Below are 22291 nucleotides of genomic sequence, written 5' to 3'. Positions count from 1 at the left end.
CATTTATAATTACTAATGTAAAATCTTTGCAATCAGTACAATCTGCAAAAGATTAAATATTATTTTAAAAAATTCTACTATAGTTATCATCTATTAAATTATCAGAATTTCGGCACGATATTTCGTACATTTACGTCTAAAATAAATAAATTATGAAAAATTCCAACATAATTGGCTTACAGGAACACAAATGCAAAGAAATTGCAGACAAATTAAATGTTCTGTTAGCAAATTACTCCGTATTTTACCAGAACACTAGAGGTTCCCACTGGAATATCAAAGGAGATCAGTTTTTTACGCTTCACCCTAAGTTCGAAGAACTTTACAACAGTTTAGTATTAAAGATCGACGAAATCGCAGAAAGAATTCTCACCTTGGGAGCCACGCCTGCGCACAACTATTCGGACTATTTAAAAGTTTCCACAATCCAGGAAAGCAAAGAAGTATCTGATGGAAACAGAAGTGTAGAAATCATTTTAAACTCATTTAAAGTAGTGATCGATCTTCAGAGAGAGCTTTTGGACATTACCGCTGAAGCCGGAGATGAAGGAACCAACTCCCAGATGAGCGATTATATCACCGAACAGGAAAAAGAGGTCTGGATGTACAATTCTTATCTTGGAAAATAAAAGATCCGCAAATATTCAAAAAGTCACCTTACATTTAGGTGATTTTATTTTTAATGATTATATTTGCGTATAAATTACACAATTATGCACAACGTCAGATTAAATTCTATACTGGATAACGATTTCTACAAAATAACCATGCAGAATGCCGTGGTAAAATTATTTCCGGGCTCTGTGGTAAAATACGAATTTATCAACAGGGGAAAACATCAGTTTCCGGAAGATTTTGATGTAGCATTACGGGAAGCCGTCAACAAAATGGCCGAACTGAAACTGACCAAGGATGAAAAAAATATATGGCCAGAACCTGCCCCTATATCGATCTTCCCTATCTGGACTTTCTGGAAGGCTACCATTATGACCCTTCGGAAGTAAAGATTCATCAGCAAGGAACGGAACTGAGTGTCGTGGTTGAAGGACTCTGGTACAGGACGATCCTTTGGGAAGTGCCATTGTTAGCCTTAATCAGTGAGCTTCATTACGAAATGAATCATATGGAGAGGGATTCTAACGAGGTGGTCATGAGCAAAACCATTGAAAAAGCAGATGCTTTAGCAAAGTTAGGCGTTAATTTCGCAGAATTCGGAACGAGGAGAAGACACTCTCATAAAGTCCAGAACCTGGTCATGGAAGCTTTGACCCAAAAGAATGAATCAACCTTTATCGGCAGTTCGAATGTACATTTTGCCATGAAGTACGGGGTAAAACCTATCGGAACCCACGCCCATGAATGGTTTATGTTCCATGCAGCAGAATACGGCTTCAAAATGGCCAATGAATTAGCCCTGGAACATTGGGTAGATGTCTACAGAGGTGATCTCGGAGTAGCCCTTTCCGACACCTATACGACCGATGTATTTTTCCAGCAGTTTGACAAGAAATTTGCGAAACTGTTTGACGGGGTACGTCACGACAGTGGCGATCCCCTGGAGTTCGCAGACAAGACCATTGCCCATTATCAGAACAACGGAATCAACCCGTTATTCAAATACATTATTTTCTCTGATGGTTTAAATCTGGAAAAAGTAGAAGAAATTACCAACTACTGCAGCGGAAAAATAGGAATATCTTTCGGAATCGGCACTAACCTTACCAACGACGTCGGGTTAAAACCCATGAATATCGTGATGAAATTAATCGGCGTACAGGCTCCTAACGGAGAATGGATCCCAACCGTAAAACTTTCAGATGAACACGGAAAATATACCGGAGATCCTAAAATGATAGAACTGGCAAAAGAATTTCTGAGAATAAAAGATTAGACTTCTGATCTCATATTCCTATATGAAGGTTTAGAATGTCCTCATCTCTTGAAGATATCACCGTTATAAAGTAAAGGTTATTTTAACTTAAAAGACAGAAATGTCAATATAACAGATTCTCCGGTGCCATCCCGGAGGATCCGTTATCATTATTGTTCGGGTAAGACCCACGACATCACTCGCGGTTTAAAGTATATAAAGAAATCTCAAAAGACCACCACTCTATGAGTTTTTACAGTAAATTTTCTGAAGATGATCTGATTGAATCGTACAGAAACCAAACAGATTATCAGGGTAAGCCCAGCCATGAGCTTCTGGAAGAAATCTCGAAAAGAGGATCACTGGATGATTTCATCAGAAAAATCGATCATCAGAAATCAGTATTGGATGAGCGCAACAGGATCATCAGAGAAATCCACCGGCACTATTTAAATAAGTCTTCAAAACAGGAAGTTGCTGCATTATTACATTCTGAAATTTTATCTACTAAAGAGATAGATAGTCTTGTAGAAAAAAAATATGCAGATATCCACTTTGTAACTGAAAACTTAAAAGTGGACGCAGAAACGATCATAAGAAGTCTCATAGGAAGCCTGATTGCTTCATTGGCAAGCACGATCATCATGCTTTCCCTGATTCTTCTGGTCAATTCCCTGATTGTATTTCAATTCTTTTTGCTTGTTCCGGCTTATATTATCAATTATCTTATCATTAAATTTTTAACGAACAAAACGAGAGATAATTTAGCGGTATTCATTGCTACTTTTATAGCAACGGTTTTAAATGTTTTATATCTTTTCCTTTTACTATCTGCTTACAATCATTAGGATGATAATTAAACTTAAAGACAATAAGAACGATGCGCAAAAGCAGATCCCGCTATAAAAAAACTTCCGGAAATTCTCCATAATAAAATTAAATTTCCCAATTTTGTAAAAAATACCTATTATGGAAAAAGAAAAATTACGCAGGGTAAGAAAGCAGAAAGGCTTTACCCAACAGCAAATTGCCGACATTATTGCGACGGATGTTTCCAACTACAGCAGGAAAGAGGGCGGCAGTGTAAAAATCATTCATGACGAATGGAACAAGATTGCAAAATTCCTGGAAGTTCCGTTGGAAGATATTTATGAGGAAGAAGAGGCAACCATTATTATAAACAACGAAAATAATTCTTCAGGAGATAATTCAGGCTTCTATAGTGGTCTTAAGGATATTAATAATAATTACAATATCCCAAACAATGTTATCGACAGTCTTCAGAATTACATCGCCATGCTGGAAGAAGAAATAAAAAGACTTAAAGAGAACCAGAAATAATCCGGAAACTCTTAAATGATACAACATCCGGATCACCGGATCAGAAAAATTTAAAACAAAATCATTATGCACCTTCATAATGATTTTTTTATTACCTTAGACATTCATTGTCAATCACATACAATTTAACACCAAAAAAATTAATTCCATGAAAAAAATGAACGTATCAAGGCTTTCAAGAGAAGAACTGAAAGAGGTATTCGGGGGAACTTTGTACCCTGCCCTGGACTGTTATTCAGACAGAGAATGCGGTCGCTATGGTGAAGCGCTGATCCAATGCCCGAACGGCACTACGACTATGACCGGCTATATTTGCATGGGAGGCACCTGCATGATCGCCACAGGATTCTGCCAGCCCACAGGACCCATCGGACCGATAGATCCGGGACCGGTTGCCATCCCATAAACCGGCAGCAAAGCAGCCATTACAGTGAGTCCAATGGCTCACTTTTTTAATAATATGAGTCAAAAACAATTGTAAAAGGTGAACCGACATTACAGTCACGACTTCCACAATTAAATTACACCAGGAAATTCATCAAAAATCATTTAAAATCAAAGATCAGATCTCACTTCAGACCCATAATCCTGACAGGGAACAATGAAAAAATCTGATGACACAAAAAAAACTACGGTTTCCCATAAAAGAAATCACCCGTTGTTTTTGTAATTTTGAAATATGGAGATGACATATTTAATTTTAGGATGTATTGCCGGAGGAATTATCGGAGCACTGATATCCTATTTCGCATTCAGATCATCAATGGTTTCCAGGAGCTCTTATGATGAACTGAATACTGTACACATAAGAAAGCAGGCCGATTTAGAAAATTCGAATCTGAAAATTCAGGAATTGGTTCAGGCCGCTTACCAGGAAAAAGAAGCCAGGGAGCTGCAATCTGATCTTTTTAATGACCTTAAAAATGAGTTTTCCAGAATATCCGCAGAGAATGCCTCTTTGCAGTCGCAATTTTCGGAGCAGAAACTCCTCCTGCTAAAACAGGATAACCAGATCGAACTCCTGCAGACGGAAAAACAGACGGTATATGCCAAAAATGCAGAGCTGTCTGCAATGAATGAGAGCTTACAGCAGTCTCTTGAAATTCAGAAAACAGAGATCACAAAAATGCAGGAAGAATCGAAACTTCAGTTTGAAAACTTAGCCAATAAAATTCTTGAAGAAAAGACGGAAAAATTCACGACTTTGAATCAGAATAATTTAAAGACCATTTTAGAACCTTTTCAGGAAAGAATTACAGATTTAAAAAATAAGGTAAACGAAGCCTACGAAAAGGAAAACAAAGAACGCTTTTCCCTCGCAGAAAAAGTAAAAGAACTGGCAGCGCTGAACCAGCAGATTTCCGAAGATGCTAAAAAGCTGACCCGGGCCCTGAAAGGAGAAAGCAAAACCCAGGGAAACTGGGGCGAGATGATCCTTGAAAGCATTCTTGAAAAATCAGGTCTGGTAAAGGGAAGAGAGTATTTCCTCGAGCATGAACTGCGTGATGAGGATAACAATGCGCTGTTTTCGGAATTTTCAGGAAAAAAAATGCGCCCCGATGCGGTTATAAAATATCCGGACGAAAGAAACGTAATTATAGATTCCAAAGTTTCTCTGACGGCCTTTACAGAATTGGTGGATGAAACAGACCAGGATGTCTACCGGATCAAGCTAAACCAACATCTGTCTTCCATAAAAAACCATATTTCCCAGCTGAGCCAGAAAGCATATGATGATTATGGTAAATCATTGGATTTCGTCATGATGTTCATCCCAAGCGAACCGGCTTATATTGCAGCAATGCAGGCCGACCAGAACCTTTGGAACTATGCTTACGACAGGAGAATCCTCTTACTGAATCCCAGCAATCTGATCACTTCTCTGAAACTGATTGCCGACCTGTGGAAGCGTGAATACCAAAACAGAAATTCTATGGAGATCGCGGAAAGAGGCGCAAAACTTTACGATAAATTCGTAGGGTTCATAGAGAATCTTGAAAAAGTAGGTAAAAATCTTGATCAGGCAAAAAATGTCTACCATGATGCTTATAAGCAACTTTCTACAGGGAACGACAACCTGATTACCCAGACTCAGAAATTAAAATCACTGGGAATAAAGAACAAAAAAGAGCTTCCGCAAAGCCTCATTGATTCCGCCCATATTTTACCGGACGTTCCGGAAGAATAATCATTGGAAAAATTAAAAAACTGCAGTTTCATAGTGATGCTGCATTTTTTTATATATTAAAGTTGAATTTTCCATAATTTTGCGGAATGTTAATAGAAAGTTTTCAGAACGATAAGATAAAAAACATCACCAAACTCCTTTCGGACAACCGATTCAGAAAAAAATCCGGCGTTTTCGCCGTGGAAGGACAGCAGGAAAACGAAAGAGCCCGGGCTTATCATTTTGAACCCGTAGAATTTTATATTTGCGAAAGTATATTTAAAGGCGAACTCCCGACCGTAAAGGTACATTATGTAAGTGATAAGGTTTATGAAAAAATAGCATACAGGGGAACTTCCGAAGGGATTATCGGAGTGTACAAAGCCAGAGAATCAGACCTCAGTACCTTTAAGCCAAAGGAAAACTCAACGGTCATTGTTGTGGAGGGTGTGGAAAAGCCGGGAAATCTGGGCGCTATTTTAAGAAGCTGTGAAGCTTTCGGAATTGATGCCCTGATTGTTTCCGATGGCAAAACAGACTTCTATAATCCCAACGTCATCCGTTCCAGTGTAGGCTGCCTGTTCGGAATGCAGGTTTTTCAGGCCGAAAATCATCAGACTCTGGATTTTTTGCAGAAAAATAACTTCAGTATTTACACGACCATCATGGATGGCAGCTCAGAAGATCTCTTTAAAAGAGATTTTACCAGAAGATCTGCGGTATTATTCGGAACCGAACATTCGGGATTAAGTAATTTCTGGGCTGGCAAAGGAAAAAACACGCTTATTCCCATGTCCGGAAGTATTGACTCCCTGAATTTAAGCAATGCCGTTGCCATTACCTGCTATGAGGCCTTACGGCAAAAGAAACAATAATTCGCGGTCCCAAACAGATCCAGATACTTTTAAAGCACAAAAAAAACCGTCTCACAGGGTGAAACGGTTCTTTTTATTTTTAAGCGTAAGCTAAAATTATTTCTTAGCAGCATCTGCAGCAGCATCAGCAGCACCTTTAGCAGCATCAGCAGCACCTTTAGCAGCGTCAGCAGCACCAGCAGCAGCTCCTTTAGCAGCATCAGCACCAGCAGCAGTAGTAGCAGCAGCAGCATCTTTAGTAGCATCTACAGCAGTAGTAGCAGCAGAATCAACAACTTTAGCAGCAGAATCAACTACAGTAGCAGCAGAATCAGTAGCAACAGCAGCAGAAGAATCAGCGTTACCTTCAGTAGTAGTAGTTTCTCCTTTTTTACAAGCAACTAGAGAGATTGCAGCGATAGCAGCTACGAATAATGACTTTTTCATAATAAATTAAATTTAATTTTGTTAATATTGTTTTATAAAATTTTATTCTGTTCCGTTATTTGAACAAGACAAAGGTAGAGCAGATAGAAAATTTGTTTTGGAAAAATAATTGTAATACCTTTGTAAAATTGTTTTACAAAAGAACGATACTGAAAATCAACAATTTAATTATATTTTAAAATTGACAGATTTAGATCTATTGCATTTTGAGCAGCTGAAAAAAGAAGTTCAGGCTCAATATTTAAAAGAATATTCCCCTTCCTATGATGATATTTCGAAATGGAAGGGTATCGATATCATATACTTTCAGGAAGATCTCCGTAAAAAAGCCAAAGGGAACATCAGCGAAAAATCCTTCTATACTTACTTTAAAAACTCACCGGTAACAAAATTACCAAGGATTGACATGCTCAATCTTCTGAGTATTTATGCGGGATACGATTCATGGTATGAATTTAAGAAACAGCATCTCTTTGCGGGTGAACTCTTACAGGATGACGAGGAAACAGCTCCGGAAGTTATTCAGGAACTGGAACAGACCGTGTCTGCCGCACCTGACCTTCCAAAAACTGAAATTCCTTCTTCAAAAGAAGAAACAAAAACCCCGGAAATTACCGATTTACAAAAATCAATATCTGATAATCAGATAATTAGAAAAATTCCAGATACCGAAACGGAATCGCTGAAACCGAAGAAAAATTTCTTTAAAAAGAATGCGTGGGCTATCGTTACTTCGGTCCTTATTGTCATCACAGGATTATTAGGATTTAAAGATGAAATTTTTTCTCAGACTTATACCTATTGTTTCCGGGATGCAGACAGAGGCACTGCTGTGATCAATACTCTGGAAATTCAGGTAATCAAAGCAAATGAGTCGCCTATTACCTACCGGATTAAACCTGGAGAATGTTTTTATTATTCGACAAAAGACAAAGTCCTGAAAATGAAGATCCGTGCTCCGTTCTATGAATATCTGGAAGTAAACCGGAGCCTGGAAAACGCTCCCGACGAAGAGATACTGGAATTAAAGCCCGATGACTACAAAATGGCTGTTAATTATTTCTCAGTAAAAGACGTTAAGGGAGGTAATCCCGAAGAACAGATCGCTCTGATAAAGCAGAAAAGAAAACAGCTTGAGAATCTGATCAGCAACGACGCCACCATTTATCAGGTGTATGACAATGAAACTTTCGGTATAGAAACTTTAGACAAACAGAAGTACATCACTTTAGTAACCACCCCTACCACCTCTCTAAAAAATCTCAGCGTGATCGAAATGAAAAAAGACAAGGGAAAAATAGTATCCATTAAATTTAAAATTGCCAGCAATGATGAAAAAAATAAATAATTTCCTAGCTTTTACCCTCCTGATACTGGCTGTTGTTGCCTGTAACAATAAAAAAACAGAACCGAGTGATCTGGATAAATTACGGAACAGCAACAATACCAATAAAACATATCCTGCGGTACAGATGGACAGTGCACAGGTCATTAACTTTATTACCAAGCAGAAGGTGCAGGAACTTCTGGATCTATCGACACTTTATCTTTCAGGAAACAGAAATACTGAGATCGACACCGTGATCTATTCTCAAATGAAGGGCTATTTTCATAAACCGGACAGCCTGACCTTTAAGAAGCTGTTTCAGGAAATGGACAGTATGAAAGTGAAGACCGCCAAGGTAAACAGTCTTGAAGTTTATAAGGACTTTTATCAGCAGGATACCCTGGATTTTGCCAGATTCAGTGTGGAATATTTTGACGATAAAAATAAATCTCTGGGAATATTCGAGAGAAATGCACAATACATTTTAGTATCGGCACCGATAAAGTTTAAGAAAGAGTTTAAATTTTATTTCCTGGACTTTTATTCCACACCCAAACCAAAAGACAGCGTCCGCGCAGGCGTAACCAAATAGTCCAAAGGAATATCATTTTCCCGTATATCATCGATATTTTCATCGGGGTTAAAATAATTAACTCCGATTTTTTTTGACTTCTCCGGAATAGTCTCAAAAAAATCATCGTAAAAGCCTTTTCCATACCCTACCCGGTTTCCGCTATGGTCACAGTAAAGTAATGGGGTTATCACAAAATCGAAATTCAGGATTCCGGAATCTGTATCAGAGACAGGTTCTGAAATTCCCCACGGGCTGGTTTCGAATGCAGTACTTTCGGAAATCTCCACAGAGATGAGTTTTGCATCTACAATTTTTGGCACAAAAATGTGGATATTCCTGCTCAGGAAATAATCAATAAAAATTTTGGTATTTACTTCTTTAAACTTTTCAATCGGAATAAATATATGCACCCTCTGGCCGGGTAAAGGCTTGAAATAATCAACAAAATTTTTAAAAATATTTTCAGATAACAAGAAAGCCTCATCAGAAGACAAGGCTTTTCTTTTTTGCATATATTTTTTTCTGAGTTCAGCTTTCAGCATAAGTATTACGCGTTTTCTGAAGAGGTTATTATTTTATACAATTTGTCTGATAAACGGACTCTGAACGGAAGCTCAAAAGTGATCTGATCACCAGCTTTCGCCGTTGTGCAGGGACCTCCGTTAGCATAAATCTCCGTAACGGTAACTTCCTGCTCCCCGGTTGTCGGTCCGGAAATGAGTATCTGGTCTCCTACGGAAAGCTCACTATTTTCAATTAAAAACTGTGCAATTTTTGATTTTGAATAATAATGTTCGGCCTTTCCTATCAAGGTCTTCTTTACTTTTATTTTCTGGCGGATATTTTTGGTCTCAGGATTTGGGGCAGCTTTTGCTAAAGGCTGAGTAGATAAATGGCCGGAATTTTTGAATTTCAGAGCTTCGGATTTCCCTTTTCTGAATATTTTATTTCCAACCTGTAAACCTTTTCTTAACGCTACCTGCTCTTCCCAAGGCAAGTGAATGGTTTCGAGACACTCCGGAGAACAGGTATTCTCCATCGCTGCCTTACAGTCGTCACATTGGATAAATAACAAATGACAGGCATCATTGGCACAATTTGTATGATTATCGCATGGCTTGCCACACTGGTGACACTGTGAAATAATATCATCCGTAATTCTTTCTCCCAGACGGTGATCAAAAACGAAATTTTTACCAATAAATTTACTTTCGATATTTTCCTCTTTGATCTGGCGCGTGTATTCGATAATTCCGCCTTCCAGCTGGAAAACATTCTTAAAACCCTGATGTTTAAAATAAGCACTGGCTTTTTCGCAACGAATCCCGCCCGTACAGTACATCAAAAGATTTTTATCTTCTTTAAAATCCTGTAACTGTTCGTTGATGATCGGGAGACTTTCTCTGAAATTTTCCACATCGGGAGTGATGGCCCCTTCAAAATGCCCTACTTCGCTTTCATAGTGATTTCTGAAATCCACCACAATGGTATTGGGATCTTCGAGCAGGGTATTGAATTCCTTTGCTTTTAAATGAATTCCTTTATTGGTAACGTCAAAAGTTTCGTCATTCAGACCATCGGCCACAATCTTAGGTCTTACTTTTATCGTTAGTTTCAAAAATGAATGATTATCCTGCTCAACGGCAACATTTAAACGGATGCCCCGCATAAATTCGTAAACTTCCAGCGTATCACGAAATGCTTCGAATTGATCTGCCGGCACACTCATCTGAGCATTAATTCCTTCATGAGCTACATAGATACGGCCTAACGCATCCAGTGCATTCCAGGCTATAAATAAGTCGTCGCGAAATTTTTTGGGATCTTCAATTTTGGCATACGCATAGAAAGATAATGTAAGACGTTCTTTACCGGCTTCATCAATAAGCTGAGCTCTTTCTTCTGCGCTTAAGGTGTTATACAGTTGCATGCTATAAACGTTTTAAGTGAGAAAATATTTCTGCAAAGATAATAAATTCCTTTAATCTGACCGATAGGGTGTGTAAGAATCATCTGGTACTACTTTTTTGGATTCTGTAATTTTCACAGCAGAGACGGCAATTTTCAGATCCTCGTGCAATGGTAATGCTTTAAGTGAATGCCAAATATTATCAGAAAAAATGTCATACTTATACCAGATTAATTCTTGCTACTTTATCGGTCTTATACCTACTACGCCCATCCAGTTTTTGAAGATCATAATTTTGATCTATACTTTTGTCACATATTTCTTACATTTTGTCACATCCCTTTTAATAAATTTTTAAGTTTAGTTAACTGGCTTTTTAACAATTATGACAAAATATATGAATTATTGCTATTCCTGTTAAATTTTAGTTAAAATTGAAACATTGCATACTAATTGCATACCTATTTAGCATTAAATTTGTTTACCGTAGAACGATAATTATAATATAAATAAAGAAGATATACAATGAAGAGTACTTTAAAAAAACTATTACCCTTTGCAGTAGTAGGCGTTATGTCAGGAGCCACTACCGTTGGAGCATTACAATATTTCGATCATACCTCTGATAACGGGGACCAGTCTTATTTTACAAAATCGTCTAATGTTTCGTTTGCAGGAATGAATTCCGCAGCCGTAGGAGATGATTTCGTAAAAGCAGCCAAAACAACAGTTCCTGCTGTGGTAACCATTAAAAATTACCAGAACAGAGCTGGCGGCGGCGGCCGGGCTTCAGAGCAGGATCTGTTTGATTTCTTTTTCGGAGATCCTTTTGGTGGCGGAAGAAACCAGCAGAGACCGAAACAACAGCAGGCACCGGATAATATGCCTTCCGGTATGGGATCAGGGGTAATCATTTCTCCAGACGGTTACATAATTTCAAACAACCATGTTGTAGCCGGAGCCAGCAAACTTGAAGTTGTTTTAAGCAATAAAAAATCTTACATCGCAACCCTGGTGGGAACTGACCCGAACACAGACATCTCATTGCTGAAGATCGAAGAGAAAGGTCTTCCTTATTTAAATTTTGCCAACTCAGACAATATAGAAGTGGGACAATGGGCATTGGCAGTAGGAAACCCGCTTGGGCTAAACTCTACCGTGACTGCAGGGATTATTTCAGCCAAAGGCAGAGGTATCGGGATCTTGGGATCTCAGGGAAAAGCAGCTAATCCTATAGAGAGTTTCATCCAGACCGATGCGGCCATTAATCCGGGGAACTCCGGAGGAGCACTTGTGAACACCAATGGTGATCTTATCGGTATCAATTCTGCAATTCAGTCGACCACAGGATATTATCAGGGTTACGGATTTGCTGTTCCTGCCAATCTGGCAAGAAAAATTGTGGAAGATATTAAGAAATTCGGTATTGTACAGAGAGGATTCTTAGGAGTAACTTCTCTTGATCTTTCTGACGACCAGCAAATAGCAGCTTATAACAGACAGTTTAAAACCAATATCAAATCCGGTTCCGGAGTTTACATTACAGGCTTTGGTGACAGCAGCGGTGCTCAGGACGCAGGCCTAAGCAAAGGAGATGTGATCACTAAGATAGACGCTACTCCTGTAACCGATTTTGCCGATCTATCGATCGCTATCGGAAGCAAGCGTCCGGGAGATAAGGTGGCAGTTACGTATCTAAGAAACGGCAAGGAAAATACCACGACCGTTACTTTAAAAGACCAGAAAGGCGGAACCTCTACGAGAACCAAAGCTGACCTGAGTGTAGGTGAGAAGATCGGTGCAGATTTTGAACCGTTAAGCGACCGTTTTAAGACCGACTATGGACTGAACAGCGGTGTTGTTGCCAAAAATGTATCAGAGGGAAGCGAAATGGCTAAAATCGGGGTGGTGGATAACTACATCGTGATAGAAATCAACGGAAAGCCTGTGAATTCGCAAAAGGATGTAGAAAAGATACTTGAAAAGTATTCCGGAAACGTACAGGTAAAATTTGTGGATGAGTACGGAAGAATTTATACCAAAGGATTTAAAATGCCTTAATCATTAAACTAAACATTTCTTCATATCAATGAAAAACGCTGCAGATCTTTGCAGCGTTTTTTTATTTGGACTGATGATTCATCTTATCAGCGATCTTCTTTTTCTTTTTCCGTTCATAAATAACTTCAACGATCTTACCGCCGATCCACGAGAAAGGAAAAAAGGTAAGAAAAATAGAAATTTTATAAAACGTCGGATGATAAGGAAAGACAATCACATCCAGCATGGCTATAAAAAGCATGATAAAACCGATAAGGATCGCATAGGCTACTTTTGCGTACTTCACAATAATTGCTGTCGCCACCCCTCCGATTGTTGTTCCCAAACCGGAAATAAACAGCAGGAAACCAAAAAAGGCTCCATCATCCTGCATGCTGAACAGGAATTTTTGCCAATGCTCAAAAGGAGCAAAAGCTTCGAAAGTGACCCATTGCGGAAACACTCTTATGCCAAGAGTAATAGTAAGCCCTGCAATAGCAAGCCCAACAATAACCGCAATTGTATTTCTAAGAAAATTCATTAATCCTGATGTGCGATCATAGAAATTTCGATATCAACATTTTTAGGCAGACAGGAAACCTGTACCGTTTCACGGGCCGGAAAACTCTCTGCGTCCAGATAAGAAGCATAAATATCATTCATCACTGCAAAATCATCCATACTTTTAAGGAAGATCGTAGCTTTTACAACATTTTTAAAAGTCATTCCTGCTTCTGTAAGAATAGCTTCAAGATTTTTCATTACCTGATGCGTTTCCTTTTCAATTCCTTCTACTAGTTTGCCGGTTGCAGGATCTACAGGAATCTGACCGGAAATATACAATACTCCGTTAGCCATGTTTGCCTGAGAATAAGGTCCTATTGCTGCAGGAGCGTTCACTGTGTTGATTATTTGTTTCATATATGGATATTTATTTTCTATGGTCATATGGAATCATCAGCTACTGTATTTTACAATCATAAAATTCATTACCGTGATTTCACCAGAATTTATTTTGGGTGCAAATATAAAATTTATATTTGCAAATTTCACTCCAATATTAGAAAGGTGCGTTAGGTTGTGTAAAACTTCTGTCTTTATACTTTAATGCATCGCTTAAGATATTGGCTTTAATCCCGATAAAGAAATCATATACTTTATACTGTCCGAAAGGAACCCAGTTAAAATTAATGGTGAAACTTCGCTGATCCCTCGAGAAACCGATCCTGGTGTATGCCAGTTCTTTGGTCACCATATCGTAATGGGTACTTCCGTTGATATTCCAGTAAGGGGTAAGCTTAAGACTTCCGTCCAGACCTATCGAAGCCAGTCTTGTCGGAGTTCTTGACGCTGTACTTTTTGTATAAGCATAGTTGGCGTTGATATTCAGGGTCCATGCCTGATCAAAGTGGGCATAATTATCATTATCAAAATAATAATTTTCATTCCTGATTTCCCCTTTGGTATCGTATTTTTTAGCGTAGTCCTCCTTTTTACCGAAAATTTCGTTGCTTAAAGGATAAGATAACTGTACGTTAAACCCCTGTATGCTGAAGCTTCCAAAATCCTCCGTCCTGATTCCGGCATCCTGTCCCGGAATATAAATAGTTTTATAGGGATCCAGAGACAGGCTTGTATTGACACTTAATTTGTTATCAAAAAATGAGGACTGCCCATTGATGGTAAGAATAGACCATGGATGGTCCTTTGCCGCAAAGTTGTAGTTTCCGGAAAGGTTCAGGGATTCAAAAATCTTTACTTTTTTCACGCCTGTAGAATCACTTTTAGATTTTACCTTCATTTCAATATTGTTTCCGATATTAAAATTTAAGGCTCCTACCATTCCGCTGGTAGGAGTTCCCACAATACCGCCGTCAAAAATGGAATAAGGCGTTAAAGCACCATTGGCATCATAATAGTTTTTATAGTATCCGAATCCGGCACCTCCAAAATCAGGAGAATAAGTAAATCCGATACTTGGGGTCATCATATGCCTGATGGCTTCCACCGCTGAGCCTTTTTTAAATTTCAACATTCCGTAGAGGGTTGTCTGAAGACTTGCTGTAGTGGAAAAAGTAGAATATCCGGCAATACCTTTATCGGTTTCTGTTACGACCTTATCGGTAACGGGATTATAAAATTTGTCAACTGTTTTTGTTGTTAAAGCATTATCAATAGTGGCTCCCAAACTGAAAGTGAAATATTTCGCCACCGTGGTATTTGTACCTAACGCAATATTATTTTTCAGACCGGTCTGCATCTTATCCCACATGGCCTTTGTGAAAAGCTCGCCTTCATCGGTTTGAACAAAGTTGGTTAAGTTGATTCCCGTATTTACTGTAATATTCTCCAGTAATCCTGATCTAACTCCGGTTTTGGATCTGAACAGATAAAACTGATTGATGGCAATATTCATCTGTGGCAAACGAAGATCTGACAATCCGGTCGCAAAGTTCTGTGAATACGAGGTTGTTCCCGTAATCGTCATAGGCAGCTTCAGAAATCTTTTTGTGATGGTAACCGTCGAATTCTGTTGTGTATTCAGTACATTCTGATTCAGAATATAGTTATTATTCAAGGTATTATTATAAAACTTTGTACTTACAATATCCACAGACGCCGTAAAATTAAGGAAAGGATTTGCTTTTGTATCCTGGGTATGTCTCCAGGCAATTCTGTACGTGCTGTTTTTATTATAATCATCCAAACCTTTAATCCCCCGCACCATCGTTCCTACGTCTGCGGAAAAATTCCCGGAGTACCTGTATTTCTTCGCATAATTCATTTCAGGTCTTAAGTTCCAGCTTCCTTTGGTATAAATATCTGCAAGCACCTTAAGATCGAAATGATCTCCGATAGGCTGATAATATCCTATCCCGTTTAGAAAGAACCCTACATCCTGTCGTTCTCCAAAACTCGGGATCAGAATTCCTGCTGATCTTTTATCTGAAAACGGTAAAATGGCAAAGGGCATAATCAGCGGGGTCGGAACCCGCTCAATATACATCTGGATGGGACCGGTAATGATCTGAGATTTATTTTTCGTTTTAATTAATTTGATATTGGAAGCCAACATATGGTAATCGGCCGCGGTATCCTTTTTCTTTATGAAATAGTCATCCGTTGTGTACAGGGCATTTCTCATGGCAAAGACGGAATCGCTGTATTTCTTCGTCTTTTCAGCCACAATCACTCCTTCGCTCTCTTCCGTACGGGCATTGAAGGCAGTAGCCTGTCTTGTTTTGGTATTATACTGGAACTGATCGGTTTCATATTTTTTCCCGGCCTGCGTGGTCACTACCGGTTCGATAATCTTACCCAGAGAATCCTGTTTTCCGCGGGCGAACATCATATTTTTCTGTTCGTCAATAGAAATATAATCTGCATCTATCTGCATATCCTGGTACTTTACCTGAGCATTTTTGTTCAGATAAATCATTTTTTTCGGGAAATCTCTGCGGATATTATCCGCTTTTGTCTGCAGAATATCTTCTAAAGGTTCCTTTTTAATTACAACGGTATCCCTCTTGGGGATAGTATCATTAACCGCATTTTCAGGCAATTTTCCAGGATTTTTTTGTGCTAAAAAATTGTTAAAAATTAGGATAATTAAAATTTGTAATATATTTTTGAAGACGGTTTTGTCCAATTTTTATTATATTTATTATATACAATTAAGGCCCAAAATTAGTATAATTTTTAAAACTGTAAGATGCACAAACTAAATTTTAAAATAATTTTATCATTTCTCTTAATTCTTTCAAGCAACTTTATTTTTTCCCAGAAGAAATTTACATTAGTTTTAGACGCCGGACACGGGGGAAGTGATCACGGAGCAAACAGAACGTATTCAGATATCGGAAGAATTGCCGAAAAAGACGTTACGCTTGCCATCACCCTGAAAGTGGGCGCTATGCTTGAGAAAAACAAAGATTTTAAAGTTATTTACACCCGGAAGATTGATGAATATCCTTCGCTTTCGGACCGTACCAATCTGGCCAACAGAAGTAAAGCGGACCTTTTCGTATCCATTCACTGTAATTCTGCTGTAAGAAACACAGCCTACGGAACAGAAACTTATGTACAGGGGCCAGATCAGAATGATACGAACCTGGAAGTAGCCAAAAGAGAGAATGATGTGATCTTTCTTGACGAAAAAGATAAGCAGATTTTTGGGTCATATGATGCAAGTTCTCCTGAATCTCTGATTGCGCTGAAGCTTCAGCAAAGTAAATATCTTGAATCAAGTTTACTTTTGGGAGGTTTAGTAGAGGGCAATTTTGTAAATAAAGACAAAAGGTTCTCAAGAGGTGTTTTTCAGAAAAACCTACACGTTCTCCGTATGAATGCGATGCCGTCGGTATTAATTGAGGCAGGATTCATCAATCATCCGGAAGAAAGTCATTACCTTGCTTCAGACAGAGGCCAGACCGAAATCGCTGAGAGTATCTATCAGGCCATTATCGACTATAAAAAAGCCATCGACAGAAGATCAGGAGGTCCCGTAGTTACTAAAAAGCCGGAACCGGATAAATTAGCAGAAGTAGCTCTTAAAAATGACTTCAGAATTTTACTATTAAGTTCCCCGACGAAATATAATGACGGAGACCCCGCTTTAAAGGGCTTAAATTACATCCTTCCGATTAAAGAGAACGGACAGTACAAATACTATTACGGAGTGACCAATCTTGCTTCTGTAAGAGATATTAATATCAGAACTGCGAAGGACGCCGGATTCAGAAATGCATATGCGGTAGGGTTTATGCCTAATCAGAAACTGAGTGCCGGATATTATACCATCGAGCTGTATGTTGGAGACAAACTGAACGGCAATTCTTTCATTATGCAGACGCTGAAAGAGGTGGAAAGAACCAAGGAAAACGGAGTTTTCTATTATACCTATGGAAAATTTTACACTTTGGAAGATGCCGTTAAAGCCCAAAAAGGCATTGAGGCTAAAGGAATTAAGAATACGATCATTCAGAAAGTGTATAAATAATTAAAAAAAATATTTTGAAGTTAAAAAGTTAATCATTACTTTTGCAACCTCAAAATTTGGCCTATTCGTCTAGTGGTTAGGACTCAAGGTTTTCATCCTTGCAACAGGAGTTCGATTCTCCTATAGGCTACCAAATTTGATATCATGCCGGATTTAAAAATTCAAGAAGCACAATTGCTTTTTAAGAAAATCCACTCTAACCCAAAAAGTTATGATTTAAAAATCAATGAAGACGGGATTGCAGGCAGGGATGATAAAATTAGTTTCAGACTTTACAGGACGGGAGAAAGGGTCGCTTTTGAAGTAACGATTGACGGACTTACCTTCACCAATACTACCGGAGAATGGAACAATGCATTGATTATGCTGACAAGCACAATCAGAAAAATAGATAAGGAACAAGAAAATTTAAAAATAGAACAAGCAATAGATAAGCTTAAAAAATATTTATCAGAAGAAAATTAAAAATTTTTAAAGATAAATTTGGTAGATAAAAAAAAAGTCTATACTTTTGCACTCACATTTGAACGATATGGCAAATCATAAATCAGCACTTAAGAGAATCAGACAAAACGAAGTTAGAAAAGTTCGTAACAGATACTATCACAAGACTGCAAGAACGGCTTTGAAAGTATTAAGAAATGAAGAAGACAAAGCTGCAGCTGCTGAGCAGTTGCCAAAAGTAATCTCTTTGTTGGATAAATTAGCTAAGAAAAATATTATCCACAAAAACAAAGCAGCTAACTTAAAAAGTAAATTAACTAAGCACGTTAACAAACTAGCTTAATAAGTATAGTTGGCCCGTTCGTCTATCGGTTAGGACCTCAGATTTTCATTCTGGTAAGAGGGGTTCGATTCCCCTACGGGCTACAAAACTTAAACACTGCTAACCGGGTGTTTGGGATAAGAGTTGAAACTTATAAAAACAAAATACTAACCCTGTAGCAATACAGTTTGGTAGATGGCCCGTTCGTCTATCGGTTAGGACCTCAGATTTTCATTCTGGTAAGAGGGGTTCGATTCCCCTACGGGCTACAAAGAGACTTTATTTTTTAAAGTCTCTTTTTTTGTTTTAAAATTCTTATCTTTGCCATTCAGCAGATGATATGATGTTATCATTATGCAGATTCAGAAACGTACATTAGCACAGGAGGTAGCAGAAAGATTAACGGAGGGTATACTCACCGACCAATTCATGGTGGGAACAAAGCTGCCTACTGAACCGGAATTGATGCAGCTGTATGGTGTCGGGAGATCAAGTATTCGTGAGGCTATAAAAATTTTATCCATTAAGGGGATTTTAAGTGTTCAACAGGGTGTGGGAACATTTATTGTTTCAAAAAATATCCGGGAATCTCTGGAATCGCAAATGGATAAGGCTCAGATTGAAGAGGTATTTGAAGTGAGATCTCTTTTAGATTCGAAGATCGCTGCCAAAGCCGCTATGCATCGCACTGAGAAGGATCTGGAAATAATGAAGATGTATCTTGATCTCAGGAATACACTGGCAGAAGAAAACAGAATAACAGAATGCTATGAGGCAGATATTAATTTCCATGTAGCTATAGCGGAGGCCTGTGGTAATACCTTACTTAAAGAAATCTTCATCGTTGCGAGCAAGCATATCATGAGATCGTTTGAAAGCTCTCATACCGATACAGAACCTTTTAAAATTTCTCAAAATATACATACCGAACTTTATCATTCAATTGTCAATAAAGATTCTGAAAAAGCTGAATTCATAGCTCAACAAATCGTTGACAGAATCTATTAACTAAAAATTTAACAAAATTCATCAGATGATATGATGATTTAAAATATTATTCTATGGAAAATACCACGGTAAAAACAGTCGATACGTCAAAAATTGTTTATCCCATTTTATTCATGATCAGTTTTTCACATTTTCTGAATGATCTGATCCAGTCTACAATTCCTTCCCTCTATCCTATTCTGAAAGGAGAATTCAGCCTTTCATTTGCACAGATTGGAATTATTACACTGGTATTTCAGCTTACGGCTTCTATCCTTCAGCCATTTGTCGGAATTTATACGGACAAAAAACCAAATCCGCGGTCTTTAGCTATAGGAATGGCATTGTCGATGGCTGGCTTATTACTTCTGGCGGCCGCCCACCAATATTATGTAATCCTGATCGCGGTAGGGCTGATCGGAATGGGATCTTCCGTTTTTCATCCCGAAGCCTCCAGAGTCGCGCAGATGGCCTCCGGAGGACAGAAAGGCCTGGCACAGTCTATCTTTCAGGTCGGAGGAAATTCCGGAAGCGCCATCGGTCCCCTGTTGGTTGCCCTTATTGTTCTTCCGTTAGGTCAGGGATATGTGGGATTATTTGCGATTGCAGCATTTATAGGAATCATTCTCCTCTGGAGAATCGGTAACTGGTACGCTGATAGATTATCCGTTAAAAAGACAACCAAACATCATGATCTGGTGCTGAATATTCAATTATCAAGAAAAAAAGTTTTGTTTTCTATCACTATTTTACTGGCGCTGGTATTTTCAAAATATATTTACCTGGCTTCGATGACGAATTATTTCACGTTTTTCCTGATTGATAAGTTTCATATCTCCGTTAAAGATTCTCAGCTGTATTTATTTATGTTTCTCGCTGCCGTAGCTGTCGGAACCATCCTGGGAGGGAAGCTGGGCGATAAATACGGACGTAAAAAGATCATCTGGGTTTCTATCCTGGGAGCAGCACCATTTACGCTTTGTCTTCCTTATCTTTCATTGGTATGGACGATTGTCTTTGCTGTGATCATAGGCTTAATCATCGCATCGGCTTTTTCTGCAATTCTTGTTTATGCGACAGATCTGATGCCTGATAAGATCGGTTTGGTAGCAGGATTATTTTTTGGTTTTATGTTCGGAATGGGCGGAATAGGTTCCGCTGTGTTAGGGGCAGTTGCTGATGATACCAGTATCGAATACGTTTTTAAGATCTGTGCATTTTTACCGCTTATGGGTGTGATCACCGCGCTACTTCCCAATATTAAGGGAAGTAAGAAATAGTTATTTACCGGCGGTAATATCACTTGCTCAATAAAACCGATCTGCATAAAAAAACCCTTTACTTTTTACAGTAAAGGGTTCGAATTAATATTCGATTATAAGAAGAGAGTTTACGCTGGCACTGTGCTTCTAATGAAGCCTGTATAAGTTATTTATTCTGCGCTGAAAAAGTCTAAAGGATTTCTGGCCGCCAACGATGCTGTTGCACTCAAATATTTTGTAGTTAAACGATCCGTTAGTTCACTTTAACAACCGCAGGTGGTGTCCATATTCCTTTTATCACTCTGTCTTCCGGCCAATAGCATCTTATATACAAAGAGAACACTTCTTTGGGAGCGGGTAACCAGTTGCTTAATTTATCGTCTGAAGGCGGTGTATTCTGCACATACAGCGTTAAAGATCCGTCAGGATTATATTTTAAGTCTTTGTTTTTAGTTCCTAAAGAAAACCGGTTTATAGAATTCGGAGCAAAGAAGTGGTACTCATTGTATAGTGTAAGCGACCAGAAACCTTTCGCAGGAGGCACATTTCCTTTTTCAAAAGTAACCGTATATTTATGATCCCCTTTTAAACGGTCTCCTTTCATATCTTTGTCCTGATAGAAATATTTCGTTTCATTAGGCTTATTAACAAAAATATTCGCTTTGGCACATGCTGTCCTCGTGAGGTAATCTAAACCAAACTGTGCCCCATTTCCCTGGATGCTCCAGTTGTATTTTAATGGATAACCCACATTAGAGAATTGGAATAAAGGTGTAATTAATTTCTTATCTGCTTCTACAGCGGCCTGTTTCAGAATATCTTTTATTCTCTGATTATTTTTAGATGCATTTAACACAGATCGGATCTGTCCATATATCGCTTCTTCACCCGGTAATGATGGAACTTCTTTCATGATGACCGGCAATTCATCAAAAAAAGTTTCGGGCTTCACCCATTTTGTTTCTTCATTTCCTGCATCTGAGGGAGATGGCAATATGGGAATTTTTGTCCAGTCTTTTGTCTTCATCTTACCGTCAAACTGACTTAAGGGATACATTAATATCTGTTGGATAAGAGGCTGAATTGCTTTCTTATCCGCTGGATCATCAGTTTGAAAAACACGCGGAATAACAACACCTAAGTCTGTTGAAGATCTGAATACTTTTTTAATTCCTGACGGGACTTTCCCTTTCCAGTTAGGCCCTGCCAGCAAATAAAATCCGGCTTCCGTACCATACATTTTCCCCAGGGAAGCATATCCGTCCGTCCGCTGGTTGCAGACCTGATATACCCAGAACCGGTCTCCGAAATCAGGAACCTGGACTACCAGCGCATCTTTCGAAAAGTCCGTTAATCCAAAGCCGTATACAACGTCCTGGTTAGGACAGGCTACATCCTTTTCTCCCGGCTTGATATAATCTGTAAGCATACAGAGCTGATTAGGTGGACTCAGCGGCACCACGCCCCCTTTATATAAAGGTCCCGGAAGCTTTTCAAACAATACTTTCCTGTTATGGATGTTTACCATAGGCCAAGCCCACAGATAGGCGAATGAAGCCACTTGCCTGACGTACTCATCCGGTAATATTATATTAGCGGGTGGACCGGGCAGAATAGTTCTCTCTATAGCTGAAGAATCCAAATCAGCAGGTGTATTTTTTGCTGATGATTCTTTTCTGCAGTTTACTAATTGCGAAAATATTAATACTAAGATAAATACTTTTTTCATATGGCTGTTTTGTGTATTA

General features: G+C 38.6%; 21 protein-coding genes, 3 tRNA genes and 1 pseudogene. 18 read left to right on the top strand and 7 right to left on the bottom strand.

Translation table 11 applies throughout. From position 1 onward, the window contains the following. Positions 1 to 152 precede the first annotated feature (152 nt). The 7 genes and pseudogenes from ODZ84_RS16145 (at position 153) to ODZ84_RS16115 (ending at position 6253) form a co-directional block, all read left to right on the top strand. Complete coding sequence (locus tag ODZ84_RS16145) at positions 153 to 629, top strand: Dps family protein (RefSeq protein WP_266173448.1); 477 nt, start codon at positions 153 to 155, stop codon at positions 627 to 629. Positions 630 to 713: 84 nt separating this feature from the next. Next, positions 714 to 1891, top strand: a pseudogene (gene pncB / locus ODZ84_RS16140) (nicotinate phosphoribosyltransferase). 224 nt (positions 1892 to 2115) lie between these two features. Beyond that, positions 2116 to 2718 carry a hypothetical protein gene (locus ODZ84_RS16135; RefSeq protein ID WP_266173447.1) on the top strand — a complete coding sequence of 201 codons (603 nt, stop codon included), beginning with the start codon at positions 2116 to 2118 and terminating at the stop codon, positions 2716 to 2718. Positions 2719 to 2839: 121 nt separating this feature from the next. Next, the gene (locus tag ODZ84_RS16130; RefSeq protein ID WP_266173446.1) at positions 2840 to 3211 is read left to right on the top strand and encodes a helix-turn-helix transcriptional regulator; all 372 of its coding nucleotides are present in this window, start codon (positions 2840 to 2842) and stop codon (positions 3209 to 3211) included. Between the two features lie 148 nt (positions 3212 to 3359). Beyond that, the gene (locus ODZ84_RS16125) at positions 3360 to 3617 is read left to right on the top strand and encodes a hypothetical protein (protein ID WP_266173445.1); all 258 of its coding nucleotides are present in this window, start codon (positions 3360 to 3362) and stop codon (positions 3615 to 3617) included. A gap of 273 nt (positions 3618 to 3890) precedes the next feature. Further along, positions 3891 to 5399 carry a DNA recombination protein RmuC gene (rmuC, locus tag ODZ84_RS16120; RefSeq protein WP_408612348.1) on the top strand — a complete coding sequence of 503 codons (1509 nt, stop codon included), beginning with the start codon at positions 3891 to 3893 and terminating at the stop codon, positions 5397 to 5399. Between the two features lie 86 nt (positions 5400 to 5485). Further along, positions 5486 to 6253, top strand: a complete 768-nt coding sequence (locus ODZ84_RS16115) for a TrmH family RNA methyltransferase (protein WP_266173443.1) — start codon at positions 5486 to 5488, stop codon at positions 6251 to 6253. Between the two features lie 96 nt (positions 6254 to 6349). On the opposite strand, the gene ODZ84_RS16110 is transcribed toward ODZ84_RS16115, so the two are convergent. After that, a complete protein-coding gene (locus ODZ84_RS16110; RefSeq protein WP_266173442.1) occupies positions 6350 to 6679 on the bottom strand; it encodes a hypothetical protein in 330 nt (109 codons plus the stop codon). Between the two features lie 181 nt (positions 6680 to 6860). Here ODZ84_RS16110 and ODZ84_RS16105 point away from each other — a divergent pair, with 181 nt between their 5' ends. Both ODZ84_RS16105 and ODZ84_RS16100 read left to right on the top strand, forming a co-directional pair. Next, positions 6861 to 8027, top strand: a complete 1167-nt coding sequence (locus tag ODZ84_RS16105; RefSeq protein ID WP_266173441.1) for a hypothetical protein — start codon at positions 6861 to 6863, stop codon at positions 8025 to 8027. After that, on the top strand, positions 8008 to 8598 hold the full coding sequence (locus tag ODZ84_RS16100; RefSeq protein ID WP_266173440.1) for a hypothetical protein: 591 nt from the start codon (positions 8008 to 8010) through the stop codon (positions 8596 to 8598). The genes ODZ84_RS16105 and ODZ84_RS16100 overlap by 20 nt, the downstream gene beginning before the upstream one ends. Here the strand turns inward: ODZ84_RS16100 and ODZ84_RS16095 are convergent. Together ODZ84_RS16095 and trhO are read right to left on the bottom strand one after the other, a co-directional pair. Further along, on the bottom strand, positions 8547 to 9092 hold the full coding sequence (locus tag ODZ84_RS16095) for a 5-formyltetrahydrofolate cyclo-ligase (RefSeq protein ID WP_266173439.1): 546 nt from the start codon (positions 9090 to 9092) through the stop codon (positions 8547 to 8549). The genes ODZ84_RS16100 and ODZ84_RS16095 overlap by 52 nt on opposite strands. Positions 9093 to 9127: 35 nt before the next feature. After that, positions 9128 to 10510 (bottom strand): oxygen-dependent tRNA uridine(34) hydroxylase TrhO, encoded by a 1383-nt coding sequence (trhO, locus tag ODZ84_RS16090; protein ID WP_266173438.1) that lies wholly within the window; start codon positions 10508 to 10510, stop codon positions 9128 to 9130. A 504-nt stretch (positions 10511 to 11014) separates the two neighbouring features. Here trhO and ODZ84_RS16085 point away from each other — a divergent pair. Next, on the top strand, positions 11015 to 12550 hold the full coding sequence (locus ODZ84_RS16085; RefSeq protein WP_266173437.1) for a trypsin-like peptidase domain-containing protein: 1536 nt from the start codon (positions 11015 to 11017) through the stop codon (positions 12548 to 12550). Between the two features lie 61 nt (positions 12551 to 12611). Here ODZ84_RS16085 and ODZ84_RS16080 read toward each other — a convergent pair whose 3' ends face one another. The 3 genes from ODZ84_RS16080 to ODZ84_RS16070 all read right to left on the bottom strand — a co-directional run bounded on the left by ODZ84_RS16080 (position 12612) and on the right by ODZ84_RS16070 (position 16178). Next, entirely contained in the window at positions 12612 to 13070 is a 459-nt protein-coding gene (locus tag ODZ84_RS16080; protein WP_266173436.1) for a hypothetical protein, read from the bottom strand. Then, a complete protein-coding gene (locus ODZ84_RS16075; RefSeq protein WP_266173435.1) occupies positions 13070 to 13450 on the bottom strand; it encodes a RidA family protein in 381 nt (126 codons plus the stop codon). Before ODZ84_RS16075 ends, ODZ84_RS16080 begins: the two co-directional genes overlap by 1 nt. A 139-nt stretch (positions 13451 to 13589) precedes the next feature. Beyond that, positions 13590 to 16178, bottom strand: coding sequence for a putative LPS assembly protein LptD (locus ODZ84_RS16070; protein WP_266173434.1), 2589 nt, complete (start codon positions 16176 to 16178; stop codon positions 13590 to 13592). A 63-nt stretch (positions 16179 to 16241) separates the two neighbouring features. Between ODZ84_RS16070 and ODZ84_RS16065 the strand changes: the two genes are divergently transcribed. The 8 genes from ODZ84_RS16065 (at position 16242) to ODZ84_RS16030 (ending at position 20561) form a co-directional block, all read left to right on the top strand. Further along, positions 16242 to 17528, top strand: coding sequence for an N-acetylmuramoyl-L-alanine amidase family protein (locus tag ODZ84_RS16065; RefSeq protein ID WP_266173433.1), 1287 nt, complete (start codon positions 16242 to 16244; stop codon positions 17526 to 17528). A 58-nt stretch (positions 17529 to 17586) separates the two neighbouring features. Continuing rightward, positions 17587 to 17661, top strand: a tRNA-Glu gene (locus ODZ84_RS16060). A gap of 11 nt (positions 17662 to 17672) precedes the next feature. After that, entirely contained in the window at positions 17673 to 17993 is a 321-nt protein-coding gene (locus ODZ84_RS16055) for a hypothetical protein (RefSeq protein ID WP_266173432.1), read from the top strand. A 67-nt stretch (positions 17994 to 18060) separates the two neighbouring features. Beyond that, a complete protein-coding gene (gene rpsT, locus ODZ84_RS16050) occupies positions 18061 to 18315 on the top strand; it encodes a 30S ribosomal protein S20 (protein WP_048510903.1) in 255 nt (84 codons plus the stop codon). Between the two features lie 11 nt (positions 18316 to 18326). Beyond that, positions 18327 to 18398, top strand: a tRNA-Glu gene (locus ODZ84_RS16045). Positions 18399 to 18491: 93 nt separating this feature from the next. Beyond that, positions 18492 to 18563: transfer RNA gene (locus tag ODZ84_RS16040), tRNA-Glu, on the top strand. Positions 18564 to 18648: 85 nt separating this feature from the next. Further along, complete coding sequence (locus tag ODZ84_RS16035) at positions 18649 to 19302, top strand: FadR/GntR family transcriptional regulator (protein WP_266173431.1); 654 nt, start codon at positions 18649 to 18651, stop codon at positions 19300 to 19302. Between the two features lie 53 nt (positions 19303 to 19355). Further along, complete coding sequence (locus ODZ84_RS16030; protein ID WP_266173430.1) at positions 19356 to 20561, top strand: MFS transporter; 1206 nt, start codon at positions 19356 to 19358, stop codon at positions 20559 to 20561. 235 nt (positions 20562 to 20796) lie between these two features. Here the strand turns inward: ODZ84_RS16030 and ODZ84_RS16025 are convergent, their stop codons facing one another. Next, complete coding sequence (locus tag ODZ84_RS16025) at positions 20797 to 22272, bottom strand: DUF1254 domain-containing protein (protein ID WP_266173429.1); 1476 nt, start codon at positions 22270 to 22272, stop codon at positions 20797 to 20799. Positions 22273 to 22291: the final 19 nt, after the last annotated feature.

The organism is Chryseobacterium fluminis, from assembly GCF_026314945.1.
GTDB lineage: Bacteria > Bacteroidota > Bacteroidia > Flavobacteriales > Weeksellaceae > Chryseobacterium > Chryseobacterium fluminis.
The sequence above is the reverse complement of the archived record's forward strand: the minus strand, read 5'-3'. Positions and strand labels throughout refer to the sequence as shown.